General features: G+C 67.6%; 14 protein-coding genes. 11 read left to right on the top strand and 3 right to left on the bottom strand.

The annotated features are described in order from the left end of the window. From QMK24_RS27970 to QMK24_RS27920, 11 genes are all read left to right on the top strand, one after another. Positions 1–1,688 (top strand): phage tail tape measure protein (locus QMK24_RS27970; protein WP_283469576.1); only part of this gene is annotated, 1,688 nt, incomplete at its 5' end. A 14-nt stretch (positions 1,689–1,702) separates the two neighbouring features. Then, positions 1,703–5,107 (top strand): hypothetical protein, encoded by a 3,405-nt coding sequence (locus QMK24_RS27965; RefSeq protein ID WP_283469575.1) that lies wholly within the window; start codon positions 1,703–1,705, stop codon positions 5,105–5,107. Positions 5,108–5,143: 36 nt separating this feature from the next. Then, on the top strand, positions 5,144–5,674 hold the full coding sequence (locus QMK24_RS27960) for a hypothetical protein (RefSeq protein WP_283469574.1): 531 nt from the start codon (positions 5,144–5,146) through the stop codon (positions 5,672–5,674). A gap of 63 nt (positions 5,675–5,737) precedes the next feature. After that, positions 5,738–6,565 (top strand): hypothetical protein, encoded by an 828-nt coding sequence (locus tag QMK24_RS27955; protein WP_283469573.1) that lies wholly within the window; start codon positions 5,738–5,740, stop codon positions 6,563–6,565. Between the two features lie 31 nt (positions 6,566–6,596). Further along, entirely contained in the window at positions 6,597–6,836 is a 240-nt protein-coding gene (locus tag QMK24_RS27950; RefSeq protein WP_283469572.1) for a holin, read from the top strand. A 38-nt stretch (positions 6,837–6,874) separates the two neighbouring features. Then, positions 6,875–7,210: a hypothetical protein gene (locus QMK24_RS27945; protein ID WP_283469571.1), complete on the top strand. Its 336-nt coding sequence runs from the start codon at positions 6,875–6,877 to the stop codon at positions 7,208–7,210. Continuing rightward, on the top strand, positions 7,207–7,908 hold the full coding sequence (locus tag QMK24_RS27940) for a collagen-like domain-containing protein (RefSeq protein WP_283469570.1): 702 nt from the start codon (positions 7,207–7,209) through the stop codon (positions 7,906–7,908). Before QMK24_RS27945 ends, QMK24_RS27940 begins: the two co-directional genes overlap by 4 nt. After that, the gene (locus tag QMK24_RS27935; protein WP_283469569.1) at positions 7,905–8,138 is read left to right on the top strand and encodes a hypothetical protein; all 234 of its coding nucleotides are present in this window, start codon (positions 7,905–7,907) and stop codon (positions 8,136–8,138) included. Before QMK24_RS27940 ends, QMK24_RS27935 begins: the two co-directional genes overlap by 4 nt. Beyond that, positions 8,135–8,662, top strand: coding sequence for a hypothetical protein (locus tag QMK24_RS27930; RefSeq protein ID WP_283469568.1), 528 nt, complete (start codon positions 8,135–8,137; stop codon positions 8,660–8,662). Before QMK24_RS27935 ends, QMK24_RS27930 begins: the two co-directional genes overlap by 4 nt. Positions 8,663–8,702: 40 nt before the next feature. Beyond that, complete coding sequence (locus QMK24_RS27925) at positions 8,703–9,818, top strand: glycoside hydrolase family protein (RefSeq protein WP_283469567.1); 1,116 nt, start codon at positions 8,703–8,705, stop codon at positions 9,816–9,818. A 613-nt stretch (positions 9,819–10,431) separates the two neighbouring features. After that, the gene (locus QMK24_RS27920) at positions 10,432–12,051 is read left to right on the top strand and encodes a TROVE domain-containing protein (RefSeq protein ID WP_283469566.1); all 1,620 of its coding nucleotides are present in this window, start codon (positions 10,432–10,434) and stop codon (positions 12,049–12,051) included. A gap of 370 nt (positions 12,052–12,421) precedes the next feature. Here QMK24_RS27920 and QMK24_RS27915 read toward each other — a convergent pair whose 3' ends face one another. From QMK24_RS27915 to QMK24_RS27905, 3 genes are all read right to left on the bottom strand, one after another. Next, complete coding sequence (locus QMK24_RS27915; RefSeq protein WP_283469565.1) at positions 12,422–12,985, bottom strand: hypothetical protein; 564 nt, start codon at positions 12,983–12,985, stop codon at positions 12,422–12,424. 35 nt (positions 12,986–13,020) lie between these two features. Further along, on the bottom strand, positions 13,021–13,434 hold the full coding sequence (locus tag QMK24_RS27910; RefSeq protein WP_283469564.1) for a MerR family transcriptional regulator: 414 nt from the start codon (positions 13,432–13,434) through the stop codon (positions 13,021–13,023). Between the two features lie 86 nt (positions 13,435–13,520). After that, on the bottom strand, positions 13,521–14,006 hold the full coding sequence (locus QMK24_RS27905) for a DUF6233 domain-containing protein (RefSeq protein ID WP_283469563.1): 486 nt from the start codon (positions 14,004–14,006) through the stop codon (positions 13,521–13,523). Between the last annotated feature and the right edge of the window lie 72 nt (positions 14,007–14,078).

Below are 14,078 nucleotides of genomic sequence, written 5' to 3'. Positions count from 1 at the left end.
TGGAGCAGGCCATGAAGAAGGCCGGCATCACGCAGAACAAGCTGGCCATGGACCTGAAGCAGCCGGACGGCCTGTATGTGGCGCTGAAGGACCTCAAGGACAGCCTGCAGCGGGCCGGGGTGTCCGGCACGGAGGCCGACAGTGTCCTGGCGAAGATCTTCGGTGGTGGCCGAAGCGACAAGGCGATCATGACGCTGATGTCGAACCTCGACGGCCTGAAGAAAAAATTCGGGGATATCAGCAACGCCTCCAATATGGGGAATTTCCAGAGCGCTTGGCAGAAGACTCAGGAGAACTTCAATTTCAAGTTGAAGCAGACCGAGGCGACGCTCGTGAATTTGGGCATCAAGCTCGGCACGGTGCTGATGCCGTATGTGGAGAAGTTCCTCGGCTGGATCCAAAAGGGCGTGGGCTGGCTGACGGACCACAAGGGCGCTGTCATGGCCCTGGCGGGGGCAATTGGAACAACCTTGGTGGCGGCGGTCATCGCGCTCGGCGCTGCGGTCATTACGGCGATCGGGCCGGAGATTCTGATTGCTGGGGCGATCATCGCTATCGGTGGTGCGCTCGTCTACGCCTACCAGCACTGCGAGAAGTTCCGCAATATCGTCGACAATGTCGGCCGGTTCCTGAAGGGCGCTTTCAAGACTGCCTGGCATGTGGCCGGTGAGGTGATCCATTGGTTTACGACCGTGGTCATCCCCAACGCGCGGAAGGTGATCGCCGCCCTGGTGACCTGGTGGGGGCAGCACAAGCAGACTTTCATCGACGCCTGGGACAAAACTTTCAAGGCCGTGCAGACGGCGGTGAAATGGTTCAACCAGAATGTGATCGCGTGGGTGAAAGACCGGATCGCGGACCTGACCTCGTGGTGGCACGAGCACGGCCAACAGGTGATCACCACGGCGAAATTCATGTTCAAATACATACAACTCGCCGCGAAAGTCTGGTGGGACGCCTTCAAGGGACTGCTCAGCGTTGTCGTCTCGTCCTGGCGCACTACTTGGGGAATTATCTGGGACACAGCCAAAATCATCTGGGGGCTTGTCTCAGGCGTCGTGAAAACCGCGATGCACCTTGTGATGAATACCATCGGTCTCGTTCTGGACATTATCACCGGGAAATGGGGGAAGGTCTGGGGCGATTTGAAGAAACTCGTCAGCCAAGCCCTCGGTGACTGCATATCGACCATCAAAGGCATGGTGTCCGGGTTCGGAACCCTCCTGTGGGACGCCGGAAAGAACCTGATCCAAGGTTTGATCGACGGGATCAAGTCCATGTTCGGCGCCGTCGGAAACGTCATGGGTGACATCACGTCCTACGTCTCCGGCTTCTTTAACCACTCCCCGGCAAAGCACGGCCCGCTGTCCGGCTCCGGGGGACCGGACCTGGCAGGCGCCAAACTCGGCTCAATGTTCGCAGACGGCATCGCCGGATCCACGGCACGCGTCGGCCACGCAACAAGCCGCCTCGTCGGCGCGGCAGCCCTGTCGGTCGCCGGATCCTCCGGCGGCCTCGGCGTCCTGTCGATCGGCGGGGGCGGCGGGGGTCAGGTGCACCATCACCACGTGACGGTCCACGTCGCGGGCTCCGTCCTCGCCGACCGGGACCTTCGGAACGTCGTCGAGGAGCAGATGCTTCGCCTCGGCGGCCGCAATTCGAAGACCTACCAGCCCTACCGCCGATGAGCAGGGGGTAGGCCATGGCCGCACTGGCATCACTCATCGACCCGTTCACGGACGCCGCATTCAACAGCAGTCTCTGGAACGGTTCCACCGGCGGCGCGGTCAGCCTGGACACCGTCAGCAAGCGCGCTATCCTCGCCTGCCCCACGGTCTCGGGCACCACCAACACCCTCGGCGCCAACGGCCCATTCGACGGGACCGGGTCAGCCCTGTACGCGCAGGTCGCCGTCTGCCAGAACGGCAACGGCAGCACCCGCACCGTCATGAAACTCACCCTCGACGCCAACAACTCCACCACCATCGCGTGGACCGGTGGCGTGTTCACCGCGACCGCGCAGTCCGCAGGCGTCACCACCACCTACACGCTGCCCGCCTACGACTCCTACCAGCACGGCTGGTGGCGGCTGCGCGAAGCCTCCGCCAACTGGTACGCGGAGACGTCACCGGACGGCTGGACGTGGACGACCCGGGCGACGATGCCCTACACTTGGTCGCCCACTGCGGTCACCGTGGCGTTCCAGGCCGGTGTGACGGGCACCGAACCGGCAGGGATGTTCGCGGCGATCTCGCACGTCAACACGGTGTCGGGCGGGCCCCGCAACATGAACTGGCCGCTGGTCGAGGACGCCTGGGCGCCGTACTGGAACTGCAACGGCGGCGACTCGCCATTGGACCGTTACGTCGAAGTCACCCACCGCACCCGGGGTTCGAACTCCTCGCAGCGCGGGCGCCAGTACGAGGTGGACCAGGTCCGGTCAGGCGAGTACACCACCACTCTCGTCAACAACGACGGCTCCCTCGACCCGGTCAACGCCGCCGGCCCCTGGTCCGGCCACATCGTGCCGTTTCAGCCGTACCGCAAGCGCGCCCAGTGGCCGCCGACGATCAACATGTTGACGCAGGTGCAGGCCACGGGAGGGGACCTGGGCGGCCAGCCGCTCGGCGCCCTCAACGCAGGCAACGCCGGGCCGTCGATCTTCACGCAGACCGATACGACCGGGCAGATCGTCGCCTCCGGCACAGCCTGGCAGGGCGCAAACGTACTGCAGTTCTCGGTGCCGTCCACGACGACCGCGAACTTCTGGATCTGCTACACCCCGCAACCTGGCGTCATCCCCGGCCAGACCTACACCGTCCAGCTACGCGTCCGGAACATCACTGCCGCCAGCAGCGTGCAGGTCGCGGCGAACTTCCAGACGGCCAACACCGCCAACGCGTCAGTGTCCAGCACCCTGGGCACCACGACGACGCTGACCGGATCGCCCACCGCCGCCTGGACGACGATCACCGCTACCGGTATGGCCGGAGCGACCGCCGCACTGATGTACACCGGAGTCCGGGTCATCGCCGCACCCGGCACCACGTGCAACGTGCAGGTCGACGGCTGGATGCTGGAGAAGAGCGCCTCCGCCTCGGCCTGGGTGCAACCGGGCATCTGGTATCCGATGTTCGCCGGGTTCGTGGAGCGCTGGCCCCAGCAGTGGACCAAGGGCGGCACGTATGGCACGGTGCAGCCCGCCGCTGGGGACGCACTGAGCCTGCTGTCGCAACGCCAGTTGCAAGGCCCGCTCGCCATGGAGATCAACTCCCACAGTCCCCGCTTCTTCTTCCCGCTCAACGACCCTGCCGGGGCGCAGTGGGCGACGGACGCCACGGGCGCATATCCGCCCGCCCCGACGGACCACAGCAAATTCGGCCTCGGCTCGCAGGTTTTCGGGACCGCGGTCACGGCCGCCGACCCGGTCAACGGCGTCTACACCGGTAGCGGTGGGACCGTGTCCACGTTCGACAACCCCAACCCGGGCACGAACCTCCAGGTCGGAGCGGCGTTCATCAGCCTCACGCGGGCGGGCATCACCGGGCCCGCCAACGTCTCCGGCGCGTGGACGCGCATGTTCGCGTTCCGCTACACGGGCCCGCTGCCGTCATCGGCGGCGATCCTGTGGTCGTCCCTGGACCGTACCCGTGGCGGCGGCTCACGCCTGTACTGGCAGATCGTGCCGACGACCGGCCGCCTCCAGCTGATGATGAGCGGACCCACCAACAACTTGACAGCATTCGAGCCTTCCACCGCGAGCGTGGCCGACTCGAACTGGCATCTGGTCGTCGCCTCGTACTCCCACGCGAACGCCCAGATCATCATCAACCTGGACGGGACCAGCACCTTCTGGGGCAGCTTCAACCCGCTGCTGGAACCCACGGGCTTGGTGTCGGATTCCGTCGGCGCCTGGATCGACCCAACCGTCGGCAACGGCTCGGCGTGGAATTACAAGGGCGACCTGGCGTTCGTCGCCGAGTTCCCGACCGCCCTGACCGGAACCGACTGCACGAACTTGTACAACGCCTGGAAGAACTCGTGCACGGGCGAGAGCACGGACGCCCGGTACCAGCGGATCCTGCGCTACTCCGGCTACATAGGCCCGTCCAGCGTCCAGACCGGCCTGACCACCTCCATGGGCCCCGCCAAAACGGACGGCCAGGACGCGGTCAGCGCCCTGCAAGCAGTCGTGGACACCGAGAACGGGGCGCACTTCGTCGACCGGGCCGGGACCATCACGTTCCGCGCCCGCTCCGCACGCTACAACGCCACCACCCCCGTCTATACGTTCGGGGAACGGGCCGACCTGGGCGAATGGCCGTATGAGGACTGCACCTTCGACTACGACTCCACGCACCTGGGGAACACCGTCACCGTCACCCAGGACTCCACCGGCCAGGTCTTCAACGCGCAGGACGCCACGTCGATCAAGAACTACTTTCCCCGCACCATGACGCGCACCGTCAACTCCACCAGCGTCGCGGAATGCCAGGACGCCACGTCCTACCTGCTCAGCCGGTACAAGCAGCCCACCGAACGCGTCTCCACCCTGCGGCTGCACCCGAGCGCGATGCCAGCGCTGTGGATCACCTGCCTGAGCTTGGAGCTCGGTACCCGCGTGCGGATCATGCGCCGCCCCCCGGGGGAGCCGGCCATCCAGGTCGAGGCTTTCATTGAGCAGATCCAGGTCGACATGGACGACGGCAACGAGGCGCATTGGACCCTCCAGTGCTCCCCTGCCGACGTCACCCCCTACGGCATTTTCGCCGCCTGGCACACCACCCTGAACGCCACCATCGCGTCGGGTGTGAGCTCGATCGTCGTCAACGCCTCTCAGGACACTGTCAACCCGCTGGCGGTCCAGCTCTGCTCAGGGCAGCAGCTGGTCCTGGGCCAGAACACGGCGAACCAGGAGACCGTCACCGTCTCCGCGGTCGGCGCGACGTCGTCGGGCTGGACCACCGCGACCATCACCCTGACCGCAGCCACCACCAAGGCGCACATCGTAGGAGACCTGATCAACGAGCCGCTTCCGGCCGGGGTCACCGACCCGACGGCGTTCGACGCCTCGAGCGCGTTCGATTCCTCGGCTTTCGCCTACTAAAGCGGCCCCCGCCTTCCCTACTGATCGGAGGCTGCTGTGGCACGCCTTGCGCCCGTCACCGCCACTGTCGCCCCGGGGCAGTTCTCGACCGCGGCGTTGGAGAACGCGCAGGTCAGAGACTCTGTCGCGTTCTTCCTCAACGTGCCGTACTTCGCTGGCTACCAGACCAGCGTTCAGCTCATCGGCAACGCCGCATGGGCGCTCATCAACATTGACACGGAGACGCAAGACTTCGACGGAGGCCACTCCACGGTCACCAACACGCAGCGCTGGAATTGCATCGTCGCGGGCGTCTACGAACTCAGCCCCGTGACGGCATGGGCGGCGAACGGCACGGGCATTCGCGGCGTGCGCGTGTTCAAAAACAACGTCGCGATCCCTGGCGGCGAAGGGCTCGTCGCAGCCGGCTCCGTGACCGGTACGACGGCGAGCGCTTTCACGAGCGTGCAGTGCGCTGTCGGTGACTACATCGAGATCTGGGGTTACCAGTCCAGCGGCGGCAACCTCAACACCCAAAGCAACGGCGAAGCGGCCTGCGCCCTGACCTGCAAGTGGGTCAAGAACTGACCGTCGCCCCACCCACCTTCCAGCCCCGCAGCGTCGGGGCTTTTCTCATGCCCTGGAGGGGCTATGTCCGTACCGCAGTGGAAGAAGCTCCTCGATCACGTGGTCGGGGTCCCGGAGCGGATCTACGAGCACTGGAACTCGGTCGACGGCTGGGACAACGACACCGCCTTCGGCCGGGAGTTCGGGGAGAACGGCGTTAGCTGGTGCGTGATCTTCGACTGGGACATGTACCACGACGTGGGCCTCGATGCGATCGTGCCGAAGGTCGACAACGTCGGTGTGTTCTCCGACTGGGCGAAGTCCCACGGCCAGTGGTCCGAGTATCCGTCCGTCGGCGCGTGGGTGAACCTCAACGACGGCGGTCACACGGAGACGGTCATCGGCTTCGACGCGGACACCGTCTACACCAAGGGTGGCAACAGCATCCAGACCGGCTCCTCCGACAACGGTCAGGGCAACGGCGTCTGGTCGCACGAGACGCCGCGGCGGGCCGCCAAGGTCGTCGGCTATCTCGCCCCGCACTTCCCCGACGGTGTGTGCCCGCCGACCGCTGACCCCAAGGACCCGCGCGGCGGTAAGGCCGTCGCCTCGTACCGGTGGGCTCCGGAGCCGTCCCCGACACCGGGCGCGCCCGCATTCCCGGGCCGCGACAAGTTCGTGCTCGGAGCCTCGAACGCGTTCGCGCTGGAGCTGCAGACGTGGCTGGCGCGCGGCGACTGGGGGCCCCGCTACCGGGTCGGCCCGTCCCGCACCATGGCGCAGATCGACCTGCAGAAGGTCGCCGCGCTCCAGCAGCACTACCTGTCCGCGCTCGGCCCGGCTGATGGCCTGTGCGGGCCGCTGACCTGGCGGTACGCATATGAGACTGCCTACGGCCTCCGCTCCAAGTAGCAGCCCTCTCCTCCCAGAAACGGAATCCGCCATGGCTAACGCCCCTGTCGAAACCAAGGTCACCGCGGCCACCGCCGCCGCGTACCTCGCCAGCACCGGTCTCCTCGCCAGCCTCACCGCCGTGCAGGACAACAGCTCTCTCGTGGGCTGGATGCCCGGCGCGCTCGCCCCGTTCGTGTTGTCGCTGGTCCCCACCGCGATCACGTTCATCGCCTCCTGGGGAGCGAAGCACAGCCCGCGGGCGCCGCTCACCCCGCCGCCCACAGCCTGACCCTCCACTCCTGATCCACTGCATCACCGGAGGCCCCCATGCCGGATGAGCCGTCCACTGGCGAGCTGGGGCGGCTCATCCAGACCTGGGATCGCCGCCTGGACATGGTGAACGCGAGGTTCACCGAGTACGTGCCGAGCCTGCTGTACACGACGACGGCCGGACACACGTCCGAGCGGTTCGCGCAGATGCAGGCGGAAATCCAGCAGATCCGCGCCGAACGCGACCAACTGGAGGCCGCGTTCGAGCAGTACCAGCGGGATCAGGCGACACGCCGCGAGCGGGAGCGCCAGGCACGTTTGTACCAGATGGTCGTCCCCGTCCTCATGGGGCTGCTGACCTCGGCTGTAGCGATCTGGGCGGTGGTGCGGTGAGCGACGCAAAGAATGTAGCGAAGCGCCCGCAGCCGCTGCGCCTCCCGCGCGCCGAGATCGTCATCGCGGCCACCGCCGTGCTCCTGGTGGCGTTCATGGCGTGGCTGGCCGTGCAGGTCGTGGGCCTGCACCACGACCTGGACACCTCCAACCACGCTAGGGACCAACTCGCCCGGCAGGTGCAGGGCTTGGGCGCCTCGCCGGTTGCCGGGCCGCCGGGATCGCGCGGGGAACCGGGGCCTGCGGTGACGGGGCCTCGCGGTGAACAGGGCATTCCCGGACGGGATTCGACCATCCCTGGCCCGACCGGATCCCCCGGGGCGCCGGGCAAAAACTCGACCGTGGCCGGACCACCCGGAGCACCCGGCCGGGATTCCACCGTGCCCGGCCCGACCGGACGTGCGGGCGCCCCCGGCGCAGACTCCACCGTCCCCGGGCCCAAGGGCGACCAAGGGTCGGCCGGCAAGGACGGCCGCGACGGCTCCAACGGCGCCCCGCCTGCCGGCTGGACGTACACGGACGCCGCGGGCATCACGTACACGTGCTCGCCGGCGGCAGGCTTCGATCCGGCCGCGCCCCGCTATACGTGCACCGCGAACCAGCCCACACCCGCGCCGCCGCCGCCGTCTCCGGCCCGCCGCGGCCTGCTCGGCGTCGGGCTCCTGGCCGCGAGTTCCAGCTACCGGAAGCTGCTATGAAACGCGCCGTATGGATCGTGTCCACTGCCGGCCTGGTGGCGCTGTCGTACTACCTGGTCGCGTACCGGTGGGATGAGGTCGGCGGCAACATCGAGGCGCAGGTCGTCATCATCACGCCCGCGTTTGCCGTGCATCACCTGTTGATCCGCCGCCGCGCCGACCGTCAGCACGCCCAGACCGTGGCCGCCATCGGCGCGGCCGACCCGAGCACGAAGGGAGCGCCCGGATGACTGAGCCCGAGGCGCATTTCGAGCGGCGCACCCTTCACGAGGTTGTGGCGTATCCGCCGCACGCCCCGCGCGAGGAGGACCCGCACTACCGGGTGTTCCACCACGCGCAGCACCACCTCATTCACGTGCTGGGGGTGGGCTGCTGGATCGGCGGGGCGACCCTCGCGCAGATCAAGGCGGGGCTGCCTTCCGGGCACCGCTGCGAGGGTGCGAAGCAGTTGGAGGCGCATCACGCGATCGCGGAGTTCGCTGGCCTCAATGAGGTGGACTGGCAGAAGGTCGCACAGGACTTCCCGCAGGCGAACATCCACAGCGACGAGGACTTCCTGAACTACGCCGAAGGGGAGGGAGGCTTGATGATCATCTGCGACCTGCACCACAGATCCCCAACCCGGGGAATCCATTCCGTCACCTACCCTGCGTGGCTGCTCGACCGGTACGCCCGGGACGGCTGGGAGTTCCTCCGCGACGCCGGCCCGCCCGTGGCCACCCCATTCCCCGGCCCGGTCATCGAGACCGCGTAGCCCGCCAACCCTTCACGACGACCCCCGATTTGGAGGCGCCGTGACCCGCATACGCGCCCTGCTCGCCGCCCTGGTCCTCTCCGCCGCGATGCTGCTCGGTGGTGGAGCGCCCGCGTCGCAGGCCGTTGTGGCGCCGGTGGCGTTCCAGGTCCCGACGTCGCTCGACCTGCATGACGGCTCCCTGAGCAAGTTCGGCAGCACGTACTACCTGTACGGGACGCAGTACAAGTGCGGTTTCAAGTGGCAGATCGCGTCACCGTGGTGCGGGTTCGGCGTATCCACGGCCCCGTCGCTGGCGGGCCCGTGGTCGACGCCGGTGACCTTGTTCTCGCCGTCGGACATCGACCCGTGGACGGGGACGACGTGGCAGGCGGAGTGCGGGGACGGTTCGGCACAAGGTTGCTTTAACGGACATATGGTGCAGCGGTCCGGGTGGGGCATGAACGATGGGGTGTTCATCCTCTGGTTCAACTCGCCCGCCGACTACTCCCGTTCCCACGCAAATGCGTACAACGCCCTCGGCTGCAATTCTCCGACCGGCCCGTGTGGTCCGTCCGCCGGCCCCCCTTACGGCTCGTACACCAAGCCGTCACTGACGATCTGTATCGGTAACGGCGACTTCGGGATCATCAACTCCGGGACGCCCGGCGGCCGTCCGGCGATCGTGTGCAGCCTCCCGTCCGGTGTGGGGCTGAGTATCGAGGAGCTCGACAAGTGGGGTGTGAACGGCACCGGGGTCGGCGTCCGCAACATGGCGAACCTGGGCGTGGTGGAAGGCCCGGGCGGCTGGTGGGATGCGGCAACCAACCAGTACGTGGGGACGTTCAGTGATCCACAGTGCGGGTACTGCGCCGGGGTCGCCACCGGCTATATGACCTCGCCAACGCTGTACGGGCCGTGGACTGCCCCGACCAACCTCGCCGCCGCCGGCCTCCCGGTCGCCGCGCGCCGTGACATCTCCGCGAACTCCTGCGGCGGCCAGCCCCGCACGGTGTCCGTCCTCGACGGGCAGGCGTACCAGGGCATCGACCTGTGGACCGGCGACCGGAACGAGACCAACGCCGGGTCACTGTTCGTGCCGCTGACCATGGGCACCCCCACCGGGACTCCTGGCGATGGCGGCATCTGGCGGCCACCACTCACCCTCGCCTGCTGACCGTTTGACCTCGCCCCCGCTGCCTGCCTTGTGCAGGTGGCGGGGGCGATTTCGCTGTGTCCGCCGTCACTGAGCGTCAAATCCTTGCGGTGTTGTCGGTGTTGGGATGTACATTGGCGGTGCCGCGAAGCGAAGCCCCGGGTTACTTCCTTGCAAAGACAGTCCCAGGGCGCCAGGTACTCGCAGCACCCTTCGGGGGGACAACTGGATACAGGTGGCGGGCGAAGCGCAGTTCGGGCCTACTTCGAATATGGATCGAGTGGTTGCGGGTTCAAATCCCGTCCACCGCTTCGGCGGTGGTAGCTCAATCAGGCAGAGCGCTTCGTAGCTCGAACGTCTGGTACTCGCCCGCCTCCTGTGTCCAGTTGCTCGCCCCGATCCGGTCGCCTCGCGGCCGGGCCGACAACTGCATAGACGCCGCGAAGCGCAGCAAGGCCCTACTTCTGCATCCAGCAGCACGCGGGTTCGAATCCCGTCGGCCTCTTCGGGGGCTGTCCGCTCAGCGGCCTAGAGCGTCACCTCGCAGGAGGTGGGCACGTAGGTCTTGCGATTCGTACTCGCGGCGTCCAGCAGTCTGTCCGTCGGCCCGGAACCCTCAACCGAGGAGACCGCCATGGGCAAGTTCACTTCCGCGCAGACCGCCGCGACCAGTCCTGTGACCACAACCGGGACGACCACCACCTTTGAGGGCGGGGCCGCGTTCACTCGCGACGCCAAGTCTGACCTGTTCCTGTTCGCGGCCGTCAACATGGTCGGCGAGAACACCTTCTACGAGAGCGCGGGCGCCCGCGATCAGCGGTTCCGTGACCTGGTCCGGGCTGCGACGCTGCAGGACCCGGACTGGGTCGCCTCGTTCGTGCCGTATCTGCGGGGCGAGATGAACATGCGGTCCGCCGCGATCGTCATGGCCGCAGAGTCCGCACTGGCCCGCAAGGACGGCACCGCGCAGGAGGCGACGATCCCGGTGCGGAAGATGGTCGCCGACGCGATGCTGCGCGCGGACGAGCCGGCGGAGTTCATCGCCTACTGGAAGCAGCGCACCGGTAAGAAGACGCTACCCGGCGGCGTGCAGCGCGGTGTCGCAGACGCTGTCGCGCGCCTGTACACGGAGCGGTCGGCGCTCAAGTACGACGGGTCGGCGTCGCCGTGGCGGATGGCGGACGTGGTCGCACTGGCGAAGCCGGAGCCGGCGGGGTCGTGGCAGGCGGACCTGTTCGACTACCTGGCGGACCGCCGGTGGAAGCGCGAGGTCGTGCGGGTCACGGACCGCCTGCCGATCCTGTCCGCGTACCGTGCGGCGGCGACCATGCCGGAGGCTGAGCGGCGCGCATGGTTTTTGGAGGATCCGGAGCGGCTGAAGGCTGCGGGGATGACGTGGGAGCAGCTGTCGAGTCTGGGCGCTATGGATGCGGCGGCCTGGTCGGCGATGATCCCGCACATGGGTTTGATGGCGCTGACCCGGAACCTGCGGAACTTCGACGAGGCGAAGGTGTCGGACGGTGTCGCGGCGACGGTCTGCGCGCGGTTGGCCGATCCGGTGGAGGTTGGCCGGTCGCGGCAGTTCCCGTTCCGGTTCCTCTCCGCGTACCGGGCGGCCCCTTCTCTCCGGTGGGGTCATGCCCTGGAGCAGGCGCTGGCCGCGGCGACGGCGAACATTCCGGAGCTGCCGGGCCGCACGCTGGTCTTGGTGGACACGTCCGCGTCGATGCGCAACACGGTGTCGGCGAAGTCCCAGGTCCGGCACGTGGACGTGGGCGCCCTCTTTGCCGTGGCGCTCGCAACGCGGGGCTGCTCGGTGGACCTCGTCGGGTACGCGGACGGCGTGTTCCAGCACCCGCTGACCCGGGCGGGGAGCGTCCTGAAGCAGGCGGAGGCATTCTGCCAGCGGATCGGCGAGGTGGGGCACGGCACGGAGACGGTCGCCGCGCTGCAGGCATCGTTCAAGGGCCATGACCGGGTGGTGATCGTGTCGGACATGCAGGCGTTCGCGCACCCGGGCTACGGGTGGGCCAGGTCCAGCACCTGGGGGCGCCCGGCAAGGGCGAGCATGTCTGTGTCGGAGGCAATCCCGGCGAACGTGCCGATGTTCGGCATCAACACCACGGGCTATGCGCAGGCCACCATCGACAGTTCGCAGGTGAACCGGTATGAGATCGGGGGGTTTTCCGACAAGCTGTTCACGATGATCGACCTGCTCAGCCGGGGCCGCGACGCGAAGTGGCCCTGGGTGTAGTCGATCCGCCTGCCACACTGTCCCTGGCGGCTGGTGCCACGAGCGCAGCACCGTGGTCAAATGCTGGGTCCAGGTCCGGGCAGCCAGCCGCTACTGCCGGGATGGTCGGAACCGTGGGAACGGATCCGCCGCCCTTGAGGTGGTTGAGGCCCCCGGAGCTGCATCGCCCCGGTCTGCTGCAGGCCGGGGCGTTCTGCTGCGCGTCATCGGTGGCGTGTGGCAGGGTGATTCCACTCCCGCGCAAGCGGAGGCTCTCCCTGCTTCTGCGGGGATGTTCCTTTGGATTCTCTAAGGTGCACGCTGCTCCCCGCCTGTGCGGGGATCCGTCGAAGCCCCCACTTACACCGTGGGGGCTTCGACGGATCCGGGGTCAGGCGCTTGCGTGGTCTGCGGTCTGGTCGGCCTCGCCCGGGGTGAGTACTTCACGGATGGTCTGCGCAGCGTCTCCGCTGATTGTTAGCCAGTAGTAGACGTCCAGGTCGCGCGGATTCGCCTCCAGCAGTCCGGGTTTGACGGGCCTGCGGCCGAGGATGACCTCATCTTCGCCGTCGAGGTCGATGAGGTCGGCGAGCATGGCGTGGATCGCCTCGTGGGCCTCGGTGCGGCTGTACTCCCCGCCCGCCATGACCTCGTCGAGGAGGTCGTAGTCGTGGACGGTTCGCCCGTGGATGATGCTGGCGATCTCGGTAGATTGCGGGTCGGCCTGAGCTACGGTCTGCTGGTGGCGGGTCCTGAGCTGGCCGACGCGCTGGCGGGAGATCCCGAGGATGTCGGCGGCCCGGACGTCGCCGTGGGCGGCTCCCAGGTCGTCGGCGATTGCAGCCCGCTTGGCGGACACGGCGGCTTTTACCTGGTCGATGAGGTCTCCGGCGGCGTCGTAGCGCTCCTTGTCGGAGAGGTTGTCGTACTCGGTCCAGTCGATGGTCAGTCCCACGGTGTGTCTCCTGGCGGTTGGTGGGCGGTGGGCGGTCAGTGTTCGGCGAGGACTCCGCCGGCCTGGAGGCTGACCTGCTTGGCGAGCTGGGCCCACTGGGCGTCGTCGAGGTGGACGCGGGCGGGGTCGATGTTGCCCATGATCGCGGCGATGTTGCGGGTCTTGACGTCGGTGAGGAGCTTGTGGAGTCCGGCGAGGGAGCGGACGTCGGCTGCGTGGTAGGCGCTGTCCATGACGACCTCGATGTAGTCCGTGGTGAGGTCGGCGATGACTGCGACCGCCTTGATGGTCTTGCGGCGGGCGCCGATGGCGATGCGGTGGGCGAGGGAGGTGGCGTCGATGATCCAGCGGCCGGAGGTCTTCGTGGCGGCGATGACCCCGCGCCGTGCCCAGGTGCGGATGGTGGCGGTGGTGACGTGGGCTTCGGTGGCTGCGGCGGTGGTGTTCATCGGGTCCTCCCCCTGTCGATGAACACAAGTAAACCCTAGGCTTGCACTTCTGTCAAGCCTAGGGTTTCACCAACCATGGATTTGCCCTACCCCCGCAGCCCCACTTCCGGCCGGCACACATCGCACGCCACCGCCCCGCCGGCCAGCAGCCTGGCCGCTTCCCGTATCCCGACGGCGTCCTTGGCGTTCGTCGCGACCCAGCAGTCATCCCGGTGAAGGAGCAGGTCGCCGACGTCCGCCCGCCACCGCCGCTGCACGAGGATGACACTCCCCGCCGGCCCGACTGCCTGCGGGTCGAGCCCGCTGTAGTCCTCGCCCGCGATGGGCTGCACCTCGTCCGGGTACCGGCCGGAGACTTCGACGGTGCGCGGCTCGACGTGCGATCCGGTGGGGGTGTCGACCCGCGACGGCAGGTCAATGCGCAGCGTGTACCACCACACCCCGGCGCTGTCCCGTTCCCGCCGGATGACCTCGGCGTCGATGCCCTGGCCGTCGGGGAGGGTGAGGCGCGCTTGGGGGCCGACGCCGGTCTGCTGCTCGGGGAGGCTGTCGGGGTCGGCGGAGTCGTTCATGTGTTCGATAATAATGCCTTGAGCCGGGAGTGGCGCGGCGGGGGCAGATTGCTGACATGTGCACGCTGGGTA

It is taken from the genome of Streptomyces sp. PH10-H1 (genome assembly GCF_030063355.1).
Taxonomy (GTDB): domain Bacteria; phylum Actinomycetota; class Actinomycetes; order Streptomycetales; family Streptomycetaceae; genus Actinacidiphila.
This window is presented reverse-complemented; position numbering and strand designations above follow the sequence as displayed.

What these genes read in the sequence shown, in the direction of transcription:
- QMK24_RS27965 (WP_283469575.1), top strand. Translation starts at nt 1,703, where the DNA reads ATGGCCGCACTGGCATCACTCATCGACCCGTTCACGGACGCCGCATTC.
- QMK24_RS27955 (WP_283469573.1), top strand. Translation starts at nt 5,738, where the DNA reads ATGTCCGTACCGCAGTGGAAGAAGCTCCTCGATCACGTGGTCGGGGTC.
- QMK24_RS27950 (WP_283469572.1), top strand. Translation starts at nt 6,597, where the DNA reads ATGGCTAACGCCCCTGTCGAAACCAAGGTCACCGCGGCCACCGCCGCC.
- QMK24_RS27945 (WP_283469571.1), top strand. Translation starts at nt 6,875, where the DNA reads ATGCCGGATGAGCCGTCCACTGGCGAGCTGGGGCGGCTCATCCAGACC.
- QMK24_RS27935 (WP_283469569.1), top strand. Translation starts at nt 7,905, where the DNA reads ATGAAACGCGCCGTATGGATCGTGTCCACTGCCGGCCTGGTGGCGCTG.
- QMK24_RS27930 (WP_283469568.1), top strand. Translation starts at nt 8,135, where the DNA reads ATGACTGAGCCCGAGGCGCATTTCGAGCGGCGCACCCTTCACGAGGTT.
- QMK24_RS27920 (WP_283469566.1), top strand. Translation starts at nt 10,432, where the DNA reads ATGGGCAAGTTCACTTCCGCGCAGACCGCCGCGACCAGTCCTGTGACC.
- QMK24_RS27910 (WP_283469564.1), bottom strand. Translation starts at nt 13,434, where the DNA reads ATGAACACCACCGCCGCAGCCACCGAAGCCCACGTCACCACCGCCACC.
- QMK24_RS27905 (WP_283469563.1), bottom strand. Translation starts at nt 14,006, where the DNA reads ATGAACGACTCCGCCGACCCCGACAGCCTCCCCGAGCAGCAGACCGGC.